Origin of the sequence: Citrobacter amalonaticus (assembly GCF_037053465.1) — a bacterium.
Classification (GTDB): domain Bacteria; phylum Pseudomonadota; class Gammaproteobacteria; order Enterobacterales; family Enterobacteriaceae; genus Citrobacter_A; species Citrobacter_A amalonaticus_H.
Map to the genome: position 1 here is coordinate 16,701 of NZ_JBALIF010000024.1, position 16,541 is coordinate 33,241.

The following is a 16,541-nucleotide window of genomic DNA, read 5'->3' on the forward strand; positions in this document are numbered from 1 at the left end:
TCCTCGTTTATTTACAGGGTGATACAAAGAGTACCGATAACTACCGGGAATACAGGTGGAAATGAACGTACGTTAAGATAATTTGTGGGGGATTGTTTTTCTATTGCCCGCGCTTTTTTTAAGAAAAAGACGCGGAATTATAATTTTATTTAATTGATGTGATGTTTGTAATTGATGTGGTTGATATATTTGGCGGGAAAAGAGGAGAGCCGGGTCGTCGCAATAAGCGGCGTATAACGATGCGTGACCGTCATACGCCTGAGGATGATTACTCAAATAAATTATAGTGCAGTTTCTGTACAACCTGCTCTGCCTCTGTGCCTGGCACCAGGAAGCAAAGGTTATGGCTGGACGCGCCGTAGCAAATCATACGGATATTAAACGGTTCCAGCACCCCGAACACCTCTTTGCCGACGCCGCAGGCTTTCGACAGATCGTTACCAATCAGCGCGACCAGCGCGAGGTTTTCTTCGACTTCTACCCGGCACAACGCCGACAACTCCATCAGTAGCGACTGCGTCAGCAGCGTATCGCCGGTAGAGGTGGAACCAGTGGTATCCAGCGTCAGGGCCACGCTTACTTCAGAGGTGGTGATCAAATCGACGGAGATATTATGGCGCGCGAGAATACCAAAGACCTCGGCGAGAAAACCGCGTGAGTGCAGCATATTCAGGCTGTGCAGGGTAAGCAGCGTCTGCTTACGACGCAGTGCCAGAGCGCGGAACAACGGTGGGTTCTGGGTCTTATTGCAGACCAGCGTGCCACCTGCTTTGGGGTCTTTACTTGAACCGACGAAGACCGGGATATCGCTGCGCACAGCGGGCAGCAAGGTTGCCGGATGCAATACTTTCGCGCCAAAAGTGGCCATTTCCGCCGCTTCTTCAAAGGCGATTTCATCAATGCGCTGCGCCGCTGGCACCACGCGCGGATCGGTGGTGTAGATGCCCGGAACGTCGGTCCAGATATCGACACGGGTAGCATGGATCGCTTCAGCCAGCAGGGCGGCGGTATAGTCACTGCCGCCGCGTCCGAGCGTCGTTGTGCGTCCTTTGCTTTCGCTGCCAATGAATCCCTGGGTGATCACCAGCCCTTCGCTCAGACGCGGGACCAGTTGCAGTGTCGCCAGTTCTGCCAGGGCGGCTACATCCGGCTCGGCACGGCCAAAGCGATCGTTGGTGCGCATCACTTTACGCACATCAAACCATTGCGCCTGAACGTTACGCTCGCGCAGGATTTCAACAAACAGCAGGGTCGACATCAGTTCGCCGTGGCTGACCAGCTCATCGGTCAACGCGGTCGAGGTCGCCAGGGCGGCGGCTTCCGACAGGGTGGTGATATTTTCCAGCAGACGTTCGATCTCTTCACGAATCACGTTCGGATAGCGCAGACGCTCCAGAATATCGAACTGAATTTTGCGGATCGCATCGAGTTTCTCAAAGCGTGCGGTTGGCTCCAGACCTTCAGCCAGCGCGACCAGCAAATTGGTAATGCCGGCAGAAGCGGAAAGTACCACTAAGCGCACGTTTGCATCGGAAAGCACCACATCAGCGCTGCGGTTCATGGCATCAAAATCGGCGACGCTGGTTCCGCCAAATTTAGAGACAACTAATTCTGTCATAACGACCTCGTGTCAGGGAGTGAGAAAGCGACCATGGCACAAAGGCAGAACAGAAACCGGTGCAGGCGCAAATACCGTATTTATAAATAAAATGTGTGGCCTGGACTGTCAACGCCGGGATTATGCGGATTTTTTATGCTGGGATTAGCCTCAGTAATGGTGCTTATAACAACTCGACTTTTTGCTGTTATTTGACCGGGACCAGGGCAACGGCACTAAAACAATCACACTTTTCTGTGACTAGCGTTACAATCGATCTCAGTCACAATTCTCAAATCAGAAGAGTATTGCTAATGAAAAACATCAATCCAACGCAGACTTCTGCCTGGCAGGCACTACAAAAACACTATGAAGAAATGAAGGACGTTACCCTTGCGGAGCTGTTCGCAAAGGATAGCTATCGTTTCAGCAAATTCTCCGCGACGTTTGACGATCTGATGCTGGTGGATTTCTCCAAGAACCGCATCACCGAAGAGACCCTGACGAAACTGCAGGATCTGGCGAAAGAGACCGATCTGGCGGGGGCGATCAAATCCATGTTCTCCGGTGAGAAGATCAACCGCACTGAAGATCGTGCCGTGTTGCATGTGGCGCTGCGTAACCGTAGCAATACGCCAATTATCGTTGACGGCAAAGATGTGATGCCGGAAGTGAATGCGGTGCTGGAGAAGATGAAATCGTTCTCTGAAGCGATCATCTCCGGTCAGTGGAAAGGGTATACCGGTAAAGCGATCACCGACGTGGTTAACATCGGGATTGGCGGTTCTGACCTCGGCCCGTTCATGGTGACCGAAGCGCTGCGTCCGTATAAAAATCACCTGAATATGCACTTTGTGTCTAACGTCGACGGTACCCATATCGCCGAAGTGTTGAAGACAGTGAATCCAGAAACCACGCTGTTCCTGGTGGCGTCCAAAACCTTCACCACCCAGGAAACCATGACCAACGCCCACAGCGCGCGCGACTGGTTCCTGAAAACCGCGGGTGATGAAAAACACGTGGCGAAACACTTCGCTGCGCTGTCCACCAACGCGAAAGCGGTTGGCGAGTTCGGTATCGATACCGCCAATATGTTCGAGTTCTGGGACTGGGTTGGCGGCCGCTACTCTCTGTGGTCGGCGATTGGTCTGTCGATCATCCTGTCTGTTGGCTACGAAAACTTTGTCGAACTGCTGTCCGGCGCGCACGCCATGGATAAGCATTTCTCCACCACCGCACCGGAGAAAAACCTGCCGGTGCTGCTGGCGCTGATTGGTATCTGGTACAACAATTTCTTCGGTGCAGAAACCGAAGCTATCCTGCCGTATGATCAGTATATGCACCGCTTCGCCGCTTACTTCCAGCAAGGCAACATGGAATCCAACGGCAAATATGTTGACCGTAACGGTAAGCCAGTGGATTACCAGACAGGCCCGATTATCTGGGGCGAGCCGGGAACAAACGGTCAGCACGCGTTCTATCAGTTGATTCACCAGGGAACCAAAATGGTTCCATGCGACTTTATCGCACCGGCGATCACCCATAACCCGCTGTCCGATCACCATCCGAAGCTGCTGTCTAACTTCTTCGCGCAGACCGAAGCGCTGGCGTTCGGGAAATCCCGTGAAGTGGTTGAGCAGGAATACCGCGATCAGGGTAAAGATCCGGCCACTCTGGAACACGTTGTGCCGTTCAAAGTATTTGAAGGCAACCGCCCGACCAACTCCATCCTGCTGCGCGAAATCACCCCGTTCAGCCTGGGGGCGTTGATTGCACTGTATGAACACAAAATCTTTACTCAGGGCATCATCCTGAACATCTTCACGTTCGACCAGTGGGGCGTTGAGCTGGGCAAACAGTTGGCGAACCGCATCCTGCCGGAACTGAAAGATGACAAAGAGATTGAGAGTCATGACAGTTCTACCAACGGCTTGATAAACCGCTATAAAGCCTGGCGTTAATCGGGCGCAGCGCCGGATGACGACGCTGATGCGTCTTATCCGGCCTACGCGCTGCCGTAGGCCTGATAAGCGAAGCGCCATCAGGCAAATTAATAATGAAATGAGCCGATATTATTATCGGCTTTTTTATGAGATAATTCCGGTTGTTCGTGTGGTTTCCCAAAATCTTATATTGAGCTTAATCCTAAAATAATAAATGGCCTTAAAATAACCCAGCGTTATTTTAGGAAAATACGGATCTTTTTATTATCTGTAAAAATCATAATTTATTGATTTTATTATCAATTATATTTATTGATGAAATCATTCATCCAACAGAAGTCCAATTATCCTAAAACCGTCTCGCTATTTAGACCTGCCGTAATTCGCATGCTTTAGTTGTGTATACTCAATTCCGCCCGAAACACTTCGGGTAAATCTCCATTCATTCAATGAAGGGAAATTGTTATGAAAAAAGTTCTGTATGGCATTTTTGCCATATCTGCGCTTGCGGCGAGTTCTGTCTATGCAGCCCCCGTTGAGGTGGGTGAAGCGGCAGGCTCGGCAGCAACGTCGGTGTCGGCGGGGAGTTCCTCCGCATCCAGCGTGAGCACCGTAAGTTCGGCGGTGGGTGTCGCTCTGGCGGCAACCGGCGGCGGTGACGGTTCCAATACCGGGACCACCACCACCACGACCACCAGTACCCAGTAAGCTCGGTACATTTAATCCTAACCACACTTCGGTGTGGTTATTTTGCCCCTCTGGAGAAGAGTCGTGAAGCGACCTGCACTCATACTACTTTGCCTGTTGTTACAGGCCTGCTCAGCCACCACGAAACAACTGGGCAACGCACTGTGGGACAGCCTGTTTGGCACACCAGGCGTGCAACTGACGGACGATGACATTCAAAACATGCCCTATGCCAGTCAGTACATGCAGCTTAACGGCGGGCCGCAACTGTTTGTGGTGCTCGCTTTCGCGGAGAACGGGCAGCAGAAATGGGTGACACAGGATCGGGCCACTCTCGTGACTCAGCATGGGCGTCTGGTGAAAACGCTGCTTGGCGGCGACAACCTTATCGACGTCAATAATCTCGCTGACGATCCATTGCGCAAACCGAATCAGATCGTTGATGGCGTGACCTGGACGCGCACGATGGGCTGGACTGAGCACAAACAGGTGCGTTACGCCACCGCGCGTTCCGTCTTTACATGGGAGGGCAATGACACGGTGAAAGTCGGCAGCGAAGAGACCCCGGTTCGCGTGCTGGATGAAGCCGTCACCACCGATCAAACGCGCTGGCATAACCGCTACTGGATTGACAACGAAGGGCACATCCGCCAGTCGGAGCAGTATCTGGGCGCGAACTTCTTCCCGGTAAAAACCACGCTGATCAAGGCGGCAAAATCATGATCAAACGGACCATCACTGCGCTGATCTTCAGTCTGAGCGCGTCATCAGTTTTTGCTGCGGGTACCGTCAAGGTCTTTAGCGCAGGGAGCACGGAACCGAAAACGCTCACCGGCGCTGAGCACCTTATCGATCTGGTCGGCCAGCCCAGGCTGGCAAACAGCTGGTGGCCGGGCGCAGTGATCGCTGAAGAGAAAGCGACGGTAAAAGCACTGAACCAGCAGCAGGCGCTGCTGGCGCGTCTGGCGGCGTTAAGCGCCAACGCGAGCGGAGAGGATGCCGCCGCGATCAACGCACTGCGCCAGCAAGTTCAGGCGCTGAAGGTGACAGGCAGACAGGCGGTGAATCTCGATCCGGACAGCGTGCGAGTCAGCGAGCGCGGAAACCCGCCCTTGCAGGGTAACTACACGCTGTGGGTCGGCGCACAGCCGACGGAGATCACGATCTTTGGCCTGATTAGCCGTCCCGGAAAACAGCCGTTTATGCCCGGACGCGATGTTGCCAGTTATCTCGATGGACAAGACAGGCTCAGTGGTGCGGATCGCAGCTATGCGTGGGTGGTTTATCCCGATGGCCGAAAGCAGAAAGTCCCGGTGGCTTACTGGAATAAACGTCACGTCGAGCCGATGCCGGGCAGCATCATTTTTGTGGGCCTGGATGATTCTCTCTGGAGCAGTGAGCCGGACGCGCTGAACGCCGATATTCTTCATACCCTGACGCAGCGGATACCCGAATAATGAAAAAAATACATCTGCTCAGCTTACTGGCGCTGGGCGTTAGCGCAGCCTGCCACGGCGAAACCTATCCGGCGCCGATTGGCCCCTCTCAGTCAGATTTTGGCGGCGTGGGATTGTTACAAACCCCAACTGCGCGTATGGCGCGTGAGGGGGAGTTAAGCCTCAACTATCGCGATAACGACCAGTACCGCTATTACTCCGCGTCCGTGCAGCTTTTTCCCTGGCTGGAGACCACGTTGCGCTATACCGATGTGCGGACCAAACAGTACAGCAGCGTTGAATCGTTTTCCGGCGATCAGACCTACAAAGATAAAGCGTTCGATCTGAAATTACGTCTCTGGGAAGAGAGTTACTGGATGCCGCAGGTGTCGGTCGGCGCGAGAGACATCGGCGGGACCGGCCTGTTCGATGCAGAATACCTCGTGGCAAGTAAAGCCTGGGGGCCGTTTGATTTTTCGCTCGGTCTTGGCTGGGGCTATCTGGGCACCAGCGGTAACGTGAGCAATCCGCTCTGTTCATACAGTGATAAATATTGCTATCGCGATAACAGCTATAAGAAAGCCGGCTCCATTGACGGTAGCCAGATGTTCCACGGCCCGGCGTCGCTGTTTGGAGGCGTTGAGTACCAGACGCCGTGGCAGCCACTGCGACTGAAACTGGAATACGAGGGAAACAACTACCAGCAGGACTTTGCGGGCAAGCTGGAACAGAAAAGCAAGTTTAACGTCGGCGCCATTTACCGCGTCACCGATTGGGCCGACGTTAACCTCAGCTATGAGCGTGGAAATACGTTTATGTTTGGCGTGACGCTGCGAACTAATTTCAACGATTTACGACCGTCGTATAACGATAACGCGCGACCAAAATATCAGCCGCAACCGCAGGATGCGATCCTGCAACACTCGGTAGTGGCGAATCAACTGACGTTGCTGAAATATAACGCCGGGCTGGCTGATCCAAAGATTCAGGTGAAAGGCGATACCCTCTATGTGACCGGCGAACAGGTGAAATACCGCGACTCGCGTGAAGGGATCGAACGGGCGAATCGGATCGTGATGAACGACCTGCCGGAAGGGATCCGCACGATCCGGGTGACGGAAAATCGCCTTAACCTGCCGCAGGTGACCACCGAAACGGATGTCAGCAGCCTGAAGCGTCATCTGGAGGGCGAACCGCTAGGGCATGAAACGCCGCTGGCGCAAAAACGCCGTGAGCCGATAGTGCCGGAAAGCACCGAGCAGGGCTGGTATATCGACAAGTCCCGCTTCGACTTCCATCTCGATCCGGTGCTGAATCAGTCCGTGGGTGGGCCTGAAAACTTCTACATGTACCAGTTGGGGGTAATGGCGACAGCGGATCTGTGGGTCACCGATCATCTGCTGACGACCGGTAGTCTGTTCGGTAATCTCGCCAATAACTACGATAAATTCAACTACACCAACCCGCCTAACGATTCGAAACTGCCGCGCGTACGTACCCACGTGCGTGATTACGTGCAAAACGACGTATACGTGAACAACCTGCAGGCCAACTACTTCCAGTACTTTGGTAACGGTTTCTATGGTCAGATTTACGGCGGTTATCTCGAAACCATGTACGGCGGCGCGGGGGCTGAAGTGATCTGGCGTCCGGTCGACAGCAACTGGGCGTTTGGTCTGGATGCTAACTACGTGAAGCAGCGTGACTGGCGCAGTGCCAAAGACATGATGAAATTCACCGATTACAGTGTGAAGACGGGCCATCTGACGGCCTACTGGACGCCGTCATTTGCCCAGGATGTACTGGTGAAAGCGAGTGTCGGTCAGTACCTGGCGGGCGATAAGGGCGGCACGCTGGATATCTCTAAACGCTTTGACAGCGGTGTGGTGGTGGGCGGTTACGCCACGCTCACCAACGTCTCGCCGGATGAGTACGGCGAAGGGGATTTCACCAAAGGCGTCTATGTGTCTATTCCGCTGGATCTCTTCTCTTCCGGCCCGACCCGCAGTCGTGCGGCGGTTGGCTGGACGCCGCTGACGCGTGATGGGGGTCAGCAGCTCGGACGTAAATTCCAGCTCTATGACATGACCAGCGATAAGAGCGTGAATTTCCGCTGAGGTTGTTTTGCCGGATGGCGCTGCGCTTATCCGGCCTACATTCCCGTAGGCCCGGTAAGCGAAACGCGACCGGGCGATTTTTCTGGTTTGCACAAAACATAAACAAAAAATATAGATCTCTGTCACATTTTTGCGTTATACAGGAACCTCACCACTGAGCAGGAGGTGCTGTTATGACGTCGCTTTCTCGTCCGCGCATGGAGTTTATCTCCACTATCTTACAGACCGTGCTGAACCTCGGGCTGTTGAGTCTGGGCCTGATTCTGGTCGTATTCCTCGGCAAAGAGACACTGCATCTGGCAGATGTGCTCTTTGCGCCTGAGCAAGCCAGTAAGTATGAGCTGGTGGAAGGGCTGGTTGTCTACTTTCTCTATTTCGAATTTATTGCGTTGATTGTGAAGTATTTTCAGTCAGGCTTTCACTTTCCGCTGCGCTATTTTATCTATATCGGGATCACCGCGATTGTCCGGCTGATCATTGTCGATCACAAATCACCACTGGATGTGTTGATCTACTCGGCGGCGATCCTGCTGCTGGTGATCACGCTCTGGATGTGTAATTCGAAACGCTTAAAGCGGGACCAGGTCGGATAAGGCAATGTGTGTCGTGGTTGCCTGATGGCGCTGCGCTTATCAGGCCTACAATGGGCTGGAGCGCGAGTAAAAAGTGACCTGGCCGGATAAGGCAACGCCGCCATCCGGCAGACAAAAAAAAGGCGCTCCGAAGAGCGCCGAACTACAGTCACAAGTTGGATAAAAAATGTTGAGTGCAGTGGCATTACAGGTACTTCGATGAAACTTAACCTTTGACTCCGCCCGCCGTCAGGCCGTTGACCAGCCAACGCTGCGCCAGCAGGAAGACCAGCGTAATGGGAATGGCTGAGAGTACTGCCGCAGCGGCAAAGTCGCCCCACAGGTAGTTTTGTGGGTTGAGATACTGCTGCATACCGACCGCCAGGGTGTAACTGTTCACATCACGCAGTAACAGTGAGGCAACCGGCACTTCGGTGATCGCGGCAATGAACGACAAAATAAAGACCACCGCCAGAATCGGCACCGACAGCGGCAGCAGCACGAGGCGGAACGCCTGCCACGGGGTTGCGCCATCCAGCGCCGCCGCTTCTTCCAGCGAGCCGTCGATGGTTTCGAAATAGCCTTTGATGGTCCACACATGCAAGGCGATACCGCCGAGATAGGCGAAAATCACGCCGCCGTGGGTGTTCAGACCGATAAACGGAATGTACTGACCCAGGCGATCAAACAAGGCATACAACGCGACCAGTGATAAAACCGCAGGGAACATCTGGAAAATCAGCATTCCTTTGAGCAGCGTGGCCTTGCCCGGGAAACGCATACGGGCAAAGGCGTAAGCGCAGGTCGTTGAGAGCGCCACGATGCCAATCGCGGTAATGCCGGCGATTTTCACCGAGTTCCACAGCCATAACAGAACCGGGAAGGGGGGCGGCGTGACGCGACCATCAGCGTGTTCAACGCTGAAGCCCAGCGCCAGCCGCCAGTGCTCCCAGGAGATTTTTTCCGGGATAAGACTCCCGGTGGCAAAGTTACCTTCACGCAGCGAGATGGCAATGACCATCAGCAGCGGGAACATGATCGCCGCGATAAAAACCAGCAGACCTAAATGCGTAATGAAGAGACGCAACTTTTGAGATTTGGGTTGGACCATAGCCATTGTCGTTATCTCCCTTAATCAAACTTCATGCGTGTGGCTTTCAGGTTTACGATGGCCAGCGCGCCCACCAGCAGGAAGATCAGCGTAGCGATAGCCGCCGCCAGGCCGAAGTCCTGTCCGCCGCCGCCTTCAAAGGCGATGCGGTAGGTGTAGCTCACCAGCAGGTCGGTATAGCCGGCTGGCGTGGTGGTTCCGAGGCGATCCGGTCCCCCGTTGGTCAACAGTTGAATCAGCACGAAGTTGTTAAAGTTAAAGGCGAAGCTGGCGATCATCAGCGGCGTCAGCGGTTTGATCAGCAGCGGGAGCGTAATCTTAAAGAAGTTCTGGAACGGACCCGCGCCATCCATAGCCGAGGCTTCATACAGGTCGTCCGGAATCGCTTTCAGCAGCCCCATGCACAGAATCATCATGTACGGATAACCCAGCCAAGTGTTGACGATAATAATCATCGAACGCGCGGTGGTTGGGTCGCTGAACCAGGCCGGTTTGATACCAAACAGCGCGCTCAGCATCATGTTGATTTCACCAAAGCTCTGGTTGAATAACCCTTTGAAAATCAGAATCGAGATAAACGACGGTACGGCGTAAGGCAGAATCAACAGGACGCGGTAAATCGCTTTCCCTTTCAGAGACTCCCACTGTACGAGACAGGCCAGCACCATACCTACCGCCACGGTCAGGATGACGGTCAATACCGAGAACACGATGGTCCAGACGAAGATGGCAAAGAACGGCTTCTGGATGCCCTCGTCAGTAAAGACGCGGGTAAAGTTGTCCCAGCCGATGGACACGGTATAGCCCGGACTGAGCTTCTCATCACCCCAGTTACCGTCCGCATTGATCGACTGATAGAAGCCAATGCTATTGTTGGCGCGGTATTTCACGCCGCTCTGGTTGTTGGTGAGCGTGCCGTCATCGGCCAGGGTATACAGCGGCCGCGTCCCGGAGAACTGGCGCAGTGAGCTCATGATCACTTTGCTTTCATCGGGCAGCACGGCGGTAATCTCGTTCAGCGCCTGGCGATTCTGCGTGATGATGCGCAGCGTTGCGCGTTCACCCTCAGGCAGAGCATCTGTCTCTTTCAGCGTCAGCTTTTGCTCACCGCCGAATTTGAACGCGTCGGAGAGGTAGTTTTTCCCGGTTTCGCCGTCAGTGAGGGCCAGTTGCCACTCGTCACCTGCCGGATAAAGACCGAAGCTATAGGTTTTGCCCGCCTGGTAAGAGCGGTCCATCAGCACTTCCTGGGCGCGTTCAAAGGTGAGCTGGTTGGTACTGCTGTAGTTCGTGAAGGCAATAGCGATAGTACAAACCAGTGGGAACAGGACGAACAGCCCCATGCCAGCCATGCCGGGGTAAACATAGCGCCAGGCGTAGGTCTTACGGTTGGCGAAAATATACAGGCCAGCAGAGCTTAAAATCAGCGTCATGATGGCGAACAGATACTCCCCTTGTGCGTACATTAAAACTACAAGGTAACCCACCAGCAGGCCCAGCAGACCGATTGCCGACCATTTCAGCGTGTCGCTTTGCCACCAGTGTTTCTTTTTAATGACATCCATGGGGTCTTCCTCTACAGCAATAAAACTTTACGACTGGAGATATGCCTGATGGCGCTGCGCTTATCAGGCCTACAGCAAGTTGTAGGCCTGATAAGACATGTATGCCGCCATCCGGCACATACTCAACAGCATTACTTAGTGATACGGCCTTGCGCGTCTTTCAGGGCGGCGTCAACCGTCTGGCGACCGCTGGCCGCGTTGATGACGGCAGTACGGGTGGCGTACCAGAATGCGGCCATCTGCGGGATGTTTGGCATGATTTCGCCATTCTGGGCGTTATCCATAGTCGCGGCGATGCGTGGATCTTTCGCTAACTGCTCCTGATAGGATTTCAGCGCCACGGCACCCAGCGGTTTGTCCTTATTCACGGCTTCCAGACCCTGATCGGTCAGCAAGTAGTTTTCCAGGAACTCTTTCGCCAGTTCTTTGTTCGGGCTGGCGGCGTTAATACCCGCGCTCAGCACGCCCGCGAACGGTTTGGACGGCTTACCTTTGAAAGTCGGCAGCAGCGCCACGCCGTAGTTCACTTTGCTCTTATCGATGTTTGACCATGCCCACGGACCGTTGATGGTCATCGCCGTATCGCCTTTGTTAAAGGCCGCTTCTGCGATGGAGTAATCGGTATCCGCGTTCATGTGTTTATTCTTGATGAGGTCAACCAGGAAGCTCAGGCCTGCTTTCGCGCCAGCGCTGTCAACGCCCACATCTTTCACGTCGTACTTGCCGTTTTCAAACTTAAACGCGTAACCGCCGTCGGCTGCAATCAGCGGCCAGGTGAAGTACGGTTCTTGCAGGTTGAACATCAGGGCGCTCTTACCTTTCTCCTTCAGCTTTTTATCCAGCGCAGGGATCTCTTCCCAGGTTTTCGGTGGGTTTGGTAGCAGATCTTTGTTGTAAATCAGTGACAGCGCTTCAACCGCAATCGGATAAGCGATCAGCTTACCGTTGTAACGTACTGCATCCCAGGTGAACGGATAGAGTTTGTCCTGGAACGCTTTTTCCGGCGAGACTTCAGCCAGAAGACCAGACTGCGCGTAGCCGCCAAAACGGTCGTGCGCCCAGAAGATGATGTCCGGACCATCACCGGTTGCGGCAACCTGTGGGAATTTCTCTTCCAGCTTGTCCGGGTGTTCAACGGTGACTTTGATACCGGTGTCTTTCTCGAATTTCTTACCCACTTCGGCCAGGCCGTTATAGCCTTTGTCGCCGTTAATCCAGATAACCAACTTACCTTCTTCAATTTTGGCCAGAGCCGGTGCGGAAATCATCATTGCTGCAAGGGCGGACAATGCGAAAACACGTGCGCCAGTCTTGATCTTCATATCTGCCATCCTTTTTGGTGATGTGCTCGTGGATACATTCAGTGGTTCAACGTGACTCAGTCTCCTTAATTGACATCCTCTTTCCATCATCCTTCCCCCTACGCCCCACCCCAGCTTTATGTGATCCGTATTGCAGAAATGTGAGTAATGCGTACTGGCGCACATAAAACCAGACTAATTTTTGCGGCTGACGTCACGAAATTTCCTGCCAGGCCGAGGCTCAGGTCTCAGATGTCGTTCCCTCATCCTCCCGACTCCTCCCCCATAAAAAAGCCGGGGGGTGGAGGATTTACGCACGCATTGAATCCCGCATAGTCAGGTCATCATGAATGTTGCTGTCGATGACAGGTTGTAACGAAGGGAGAAGGGCATGGCGAGCGTACAGCTGCGAAATGTAACAAAAGCCTGGGGTGACGTGGTGGTATCGAAAGATATCAATCTCGACATTCACGAAGGGGAATTCGTGGTGTTTGTAGGGCCGTCAGGCTGTGGCAAATCGACTCTACTGCGAATGATCGCCGGGCTGGAAACCATTACCAGTGGCGATCTTTATATCGGGGAAACCCGAATGAACGATGTCCCGCCTGCCGAACGTGGCGTAGGGATGGTCTTTCAGTCCTATGCACTCTACCCCCATTTATCCGTTGCCGAAAATATGTCGTTTGGCCTGAAACTGGCAGGGGCCAAAAAAGATTTGATTAATCAGCGCGTTAATCAGGTTGCGGAAGTGCTGCAACTGGCGCATCTGCTGGAGCGTAAACCAAAAGCACTCTCGGGTGGGCAGCGTCAGCGTGTGGCGATTGGTCGTACGCTGGTGGCGGAACCACGGGTATTCCTGCTTGATGAACCCCTCTCTAACCTTGATGCCGCACTGCGCGTGCAGATGCGTATTGAAATCTCCCGTCTCCATAAGCGCCTCGGGCGCACGATGATCTATGTCACCCACGACCAGGTCGAAGCGATGACGCTGGCCGACAAAATTGTGGTGCTGGATGCAGGCCGTGTGGCACAGGTGGGGAAACCGCTGGAGCTGTATCACTATCCGGCCGATCGTTTTGTCGCGGGCTTTATTGGTTCGCCGAAGATGAACTTCCTGCCGGTAAAAGTCACCGCAACCGCCATTGACCAGGTGCAAGTTGAGCTGCCGAACCGCCAGAACGTCTGGTTGCCGGTCGAAAGCCGCGATGTGCAGGTCGGCGCCAATATGTCGTTAGGTATTCGTCCTGAGCATCTTCTGCCCAGCGACATCGCCGATGTCACCCTGGAAGGCGTGGTTCAGGTTGTCGAACAGCTCGGTCACGAAACACAAATTCATATCCAGATCCCCGCCATCCGTCAAAACCTGGTTTACCGCCAGAACGACGTGGTGTTGGTAGAAGAGGGAGCCGTATTCGCCATTGGTCTGCCGCCAGAGCGTTGCCACTTATTCCGTGAGGATGGCACTGCTTGTCGTCGGCTGCATCAGGAGCCGGGCGTGTAAGGTTTCCCATTAAAAAAAAGCGCAAAACCCTGGCGCGATGGCCAGGCAAAGCGTGCAAAGAAAAGCAATGATCTCAGGAGATAGAATGATGATTACTCTGCGCAAACTTCCTCTGGCGGTTGCCGTCGCGGCAGGCATTATGTCTGTTCAGGCAATGGCAGTGGATTTCCATGGTTATGCTCGTTCCGGTATTGGCTGGACGGGTAGTGGCGGTGAACAACAATGTTTCCAGGCAACAGGTGCTCAAAGTAAATACCGTCTCGGTAACGAATGTGAAACCTATGCGGAACTGAAACTCGGTCAGGAAGTGTGGAAAGAAGGCGACAAGAGCTTCTACTTCGACACTAACGTCGCCTACTCTGTTGCCCAGCAGAATGACTGGGAAGCTACCGATCCGGCATTCCGTGAAGCTAACGTTCAGGGTAAAAACCTGATCGACTGGCTGCCGGGTTCCACTATCTGGGCCGGTAAGCGCTTCTATCAGCGTCATGACGTGCACATGATCGACTTCTACTACTGGGATATCTCAGGTCCTGGTGCTGGTATCGAAAACATCGACCTCGGCTTCGGCAAACTGTCTCTGGCAGCGACCCGTTCACAGGAAGCGGGTGGTTCTTACTCGTTTAGCAGCCAGAATATCTATGATCGTACCAAAGACACGGCGAACGACGTGTTCGACGTGCGTTTAGCCGGTCTGCAAACCAACCCGGACGGCGTACTGGAGCTGGGTGTTGACTACGGTCGTGCTAACACCACCGACGACTACAGCCTGGCAGACGGTGCATCAAAAGATGGTTGGATGTTCACCGCTGAACATACCCAAAGCATGCTGAAAGGCTACAACAAGTTTGTCGTTCAGTACGCTACAGATTCCATGACCACCCAGGGCAAAGGCCTGAACCAGGGTTCTTATGGTTCTTCAACGACAACCATTACCAATCCAGACGGGACTAAGACGAATTTCGCCAACAACGTTGTGAATAACAACGGTAACCTGTTCCGCGTGCTTGACCACGGTGCCATCTCCCTGGGCGACAAATGGGACCTGATGTACGTCGGTATGTACCAGAATCTCGACCTGGATAACGACCTGGGTACCGAGTGGTACACCGTGGGTATCCGTCCGATGTACAAATGGACGCCAATCATGAGCACCCTGCTGGAAGTCGGTTACGACAACGTCAAATCGCAGCAGACCAGCGATCGCAACAGCCAGTACAAAATCACCCTGGCACAACAATGGCAGGCTGGCGACAGCATCTGGTCTCGCCCGGCAATCCGTGTCTTCGCGACCTATGCAAAATGGGATGAAGAGTGGGGCTACATCAAAAATGGTAATGACGTAACCAAATTCGCCGCTGCAACGAACTCTGGTATCAGTACAACCAGCCGTGGCGACAACGATGAGTGGTCCTTCGGTGCTCAGATGGAAATTTGGTGGTAATACGGCATTAACCTGACGTAATGAGGGGCGCAAGCCCCTCACAAACTGTGTGAAACGCCGATGGCGGTATCAGTTTGTAGGCCGGATAAGGCGCACGCCGCCATCCGGCATAATCTGGTTTAGCGCGCTATTGCCTGGCCACCGCTGAACTCATGCTTTCTGAGGTGATAACAATGAAAATGAAGAAAAGTCTCGTCGCCCTTTGTTTATCCGCAGGGTTATTTGCCAGCGTGCCTGGCATCAGCCTGGCTGACGTCAATTACGTGCCGCAGAATACCAGCGCGGCGCCGGCCATCCCGATCGCTGCGCTCCAGCAGTTGACCTGGACGCCGGCGGATCAATCTAAGACGCAGTCCGTTCAACTCTCCACGGGGGGGCAGCAATTGAATGTTCCCGGCATTACCGGCCCGGTAGCCGCCTGGAGCGTGCCCGCTAACATCGGTGAGTTAAACATTACCCTTACCAGTGAAGTGAACAAACAAACCAGCGTCTTTGCGCCAAACGTACTGATTCTCGACCAGAACATGACGCCTTCTGCGTTTTTCCCCAGCAGTTATTTCACCTACCAGGAGCCGGGCGTGATGAGTGCGGATCGCCTGGAAGGTGAAATGCGCCTGACGCCAGCACTGGGTCAGCAGAAGCTGTATGTTCTGGTCTTTACTACCGATAAAGATCTCCAGCAGACCACGACGCTGCTTGATCCGGCGAAAGCGTATGCCAAAGGTGTAGGCAACTCGATTCCGGACATCCCGGATCCGATCGCCCGCCATACCACAGATGGCCTGCTGAAACTGAAAGTGAAAACCAACAGCAGCTCCAGCGTGCTGGTCGGGCCGCTGTTTGGTTCTTCCGGTCCGGGCCCGGTCACGGTAGGTAACACCGCTGCACCTGCGCCAACCTATGCTGCGCCGGCGAAGAAAAGCGAGCCGATGTTGAACGATACCGAAAGTTACTTTAACAAAGCGATTAAAGACGCCGTCGCGAAAGGCGATGTGGATAAAGCGCTGAAACTGCTTGATGAAGCTGAACGTTTGGGATCGACATCAGCTCGTTCTACCTTTATCAGCAGTGTAAAAGGCAAGGGGTAAGGCTTTCCCCACATTGCTGATTTGCAACAACTGGTGCGTCTCCTGGCGCACCTTTTTTTTATCAATCTTAAACCACCTCCTATGGAGGTGGTGATCGTTCATGTGGGGCTTTGCCCGTAGAATGCCCATGCTAAATACTGCCTCGGTTTGTTACCAGCAAATCAAGGAGTAAATAGCAT

Annotated in this window: 13 protein-coding genes; 9 read left to right on the plus strand and 4 right to left on the minus strand. The window is 53.8% G+C overall.

The features are described from left to right. Positions 1-268: 268 nt before the first annotated feature. Positions 269-1,618, minus strand: a complete 1,350-nt coding sequence (gene lysC / locus WB371_RS22325) for a lysine-sensitive aspartokinase 3 (protein ID WP_336222176.1) — start codon at positions 1,616-1,618, stop codon at positions 269-271. A gap of 293 nt (positions 1,619-1,911) precedes the next feature. Here lysC and pgi point away from each other — a divergent pair, with 293 nt between their 5' ends. From pgi to psiE, 6 genes are all read left to right on the plus strand, one after another. After that, complete coding sequence (gene pgi, locus WB371_RS22330; protein ID WP_336222177.1) at positions 1,912-3,558, plus strand: glucose-6-phosphate isomerase; 1,647 nt, start codon at positions 1,912-1,914, stop codon at positions 3,556-3,558. 447 nt (positions 3,559-4,005) lie between these two features. Beyond that, positions 4,006-4,248 carry an exopolysaccharide production protein YjbE gene (gene yjbE / locus WB371_RS22335; protein WP_336222178.1) on the plus strand — a complete coding sequence of 81 codons (243 nt, stop codon included), beginning with the start codon at positions 4,006-4,008 and terminating at the stop codon, positions 4,246-4,248. A gap of 63 nt (positions 4,249-4,311) precedes the next feature. Next, complete coding sequence (locus WB371_RS22340) at positions 4,312-4,950, plus strand: YjbF family lipoprotein (RefSeq protein ID WP_336222179.1); 639 nt, start codon at positions 4,312-4,314, stop codon at positions 4,948-4,950. Next, positions 4,947-5,684, plus strand: a complete 738-nt coding sequence (locus WB371_RS22345; protein WP_336222180.1) for a capsule biosynthesis GfcC D2 domain-containing protein — start codon at positions 4,947-4,949, stop codon at positions 5,682-5,684. The genes WB371_RS22340 and WB371_RS22345 overlap by 4 nt, the downstream gene beginning before the upstream one ends. After that, positions 5,684-7,780, plus strand: a complete 2,097-nt coding sequence (locus WB371_RS22350) for a YjbH domain-containing protein (RefSeq protein ID WP_336222181.1) — start codon at positions 5,684-5,686, stop codon at positions 7,778-7,780. Before WB371_RS22345 ends, WB371_RS22350 begins: the two co-directional genes overlap by 1 nt. A gap of 173 nt (positions 7,781-7,953) precedes the next feature. Continuing rightward, positions 7,954-8,373 (plus strand): phosphate-starvation-inducible protein PsiE, encoded by a 420-nt coding sequence (gene psiE / locus WB371_RS22355; protein WP_336222182.1) that lies wholly within the window; start codon positions 7,954-7,956, stop codon positions 8,371-8,373. Positions 8,374-8,578: 205 nt separating this feature from the next. Here psiE and malG read toward each other — a convergent pair whose 3' ends face one another. The 3 genes from malG to malE all read right to left on the minus strand — a co-directional run bounded on the left by malG (position 8,579) and on the right by malE (position 12,350). Beyond that, entirely contained in the window at positions 8,579-9,469 is an 891-nt protein-coding gene (gene malG / locus WB371_RS22360; RefSeq protein ID WP_336222183.1) for a maltose ABC transporter permease MalG, read from the minus strand. Between the two features lie 14 nt (positions 9,470-9,483). Beyond that, the gene (malF, locus tag WB371_RS22365) at positions 9,484-11,028 is read right to left on the minus strand and encodes a maltose ABC transporter permease MalF (protein ID WP_336222184.1); all 1,545 of its coding nucleotides are present in this window, start codon (positions 11,026-11,028) and stop codon (positions 9,484-9,486) included. Between the two features lie 131 nt (positions 11,029-11,159). Further along, positions 11,160-12,350 (minus strand): maltose/maltodextrin ABC transporter substrate-binding protein MalE, encoded by a 1,191-nt coding sequence (gene malE / locus WB371_RS22370; protein ID WP_336222185.1) that lies wholly within the window; start codon positions 12,348-12,350, stop codon positions 11,160-11,162. 370 nt (positions 12,351-12,720) lie between these two features. Between malE and malK the strand changes: the two genes are divergently transcribed. The 3 genes from malK (at position 12,721) to malM (ending at position 16,362) form a co-directional block, all read left to right on the plus strand. After that, positions 12,721-13,830 carry a maltose/maltodextrin ABC transporter ATP-binding protein MalK gene (malK, locus tag WB371_RS22375; protein WP_336222186.1) on the plus strand — a complete coding sequence of 370 codons (1,110 nt, stop codon included), beginning with the start codon at positions 12,721-12,723 and terminating at the stop codon, positions 13,828-13,830. 85 nt (positions 13,831-13,915) lie between these two features. Then, on the plus strand, positions 13,916-15,274 hold the full coding sequence (locus WB371_RS22380; protein WP_336222187.1) for a maltoporin: 1,359 nt from the start codon (positions 13,916-13,918) through the stop codon (positions 15,272-15,274). A 173-nt stretch (positions 15,275-15,447) separates the two neighbouring features. Beyond that, complete coding sequence (malM, locus tag WB371_RS22385) at positions 15,448-16,362, plus strand: maltose operon protein MalM (protein WP_336222188.1); 915 nt, start codon at positions 15,448-15,450, stop codon at positions 16,360-16,362. The last annotated feature ends 179 nt before the right edge of the window (positions 16,363-16,541 follow it).

Bases quoted from the DNA above. Each gene is read 5' to 3' on its own strand.
- malG (WP_336222183.1), bottom strand. From the start codon at position 9,469: ATGGCTATGGTCCAACCCAAATCTCAAAAGTTGCGTCTCTTCATTACG.
- yjbE (WP_336222178.1), top strand. From the start codon at position 4,006: ATGAAAAAAGTTCTGTATGGCATTTTTGCCATATCTGCGCTTGCGGCG.
- WB371_RS22380 (WP_336222187.1), top strand. From the start codon at position 13,916: ATGATGATTACTCTGCGCAAACTTCCTCTGGCGGTTGCCGTCGCGGCA.
- lysC (WP_336222176.1), bottom strand. From the start codon at position 1,618: ATGACAGAATTAGTTGTCTCTAAATTTGGCGGAACCAGCGTCGCCGAT.
- psiE (WP_336222182.1), top strand. From the start codon at position 7,954: ATGACGTCGCTTTCTCGTCCGCGCATGGAGTTTATCTCCACTATCTTA.
- pgi (WP_336222177.1), top strand. From the start codon at position 1,912: ATGAAAAACATCAATCCAACGCAGACTTCTGCCTGGCAGGCACTACAA.
- malM (WP_336222188.1), top strand. From the start codon at position 15,448: ATGAAAATGAAGAAAAGTCTCGTCGCCCTTTGTTTATCCGCAGGGTTA.
- WB371_RS22345 (WP_336222180.1), top strand. From the start codon at position 4,947: ATGATCAAACGGACCATCACTGCGCTGATCTTCAGTCTGAGCGCGTCA.
- malF (WP_336222184.1), bottom strand. From the start codon at position 11,028: ATGGATGTCATTAAAAAGAAACACTGGTGGCAAAGCGACACGCTGAAA.
- malE (WP_336222185.1), bottom strand. From the start codon at position 12,350: ATGAAGATCAAGACTGGCGCACGTGTTTTCGCATTGTCCGCCCTTGCA.
- malK (WP_336222186.1), top strand. From the start codon at position 12,721: ATGGCGAGCGTACAGCTGCGAAATGTAACAAAAGCCTGGGGTGACGTG.
- WB371_RS22350 (WP_336222181.1), top strand. From the start codon at position 5,684: ATGAAAAAAATACATCTGCTCAGCTTACTGGCGCTGGGCGTTAGCGCA.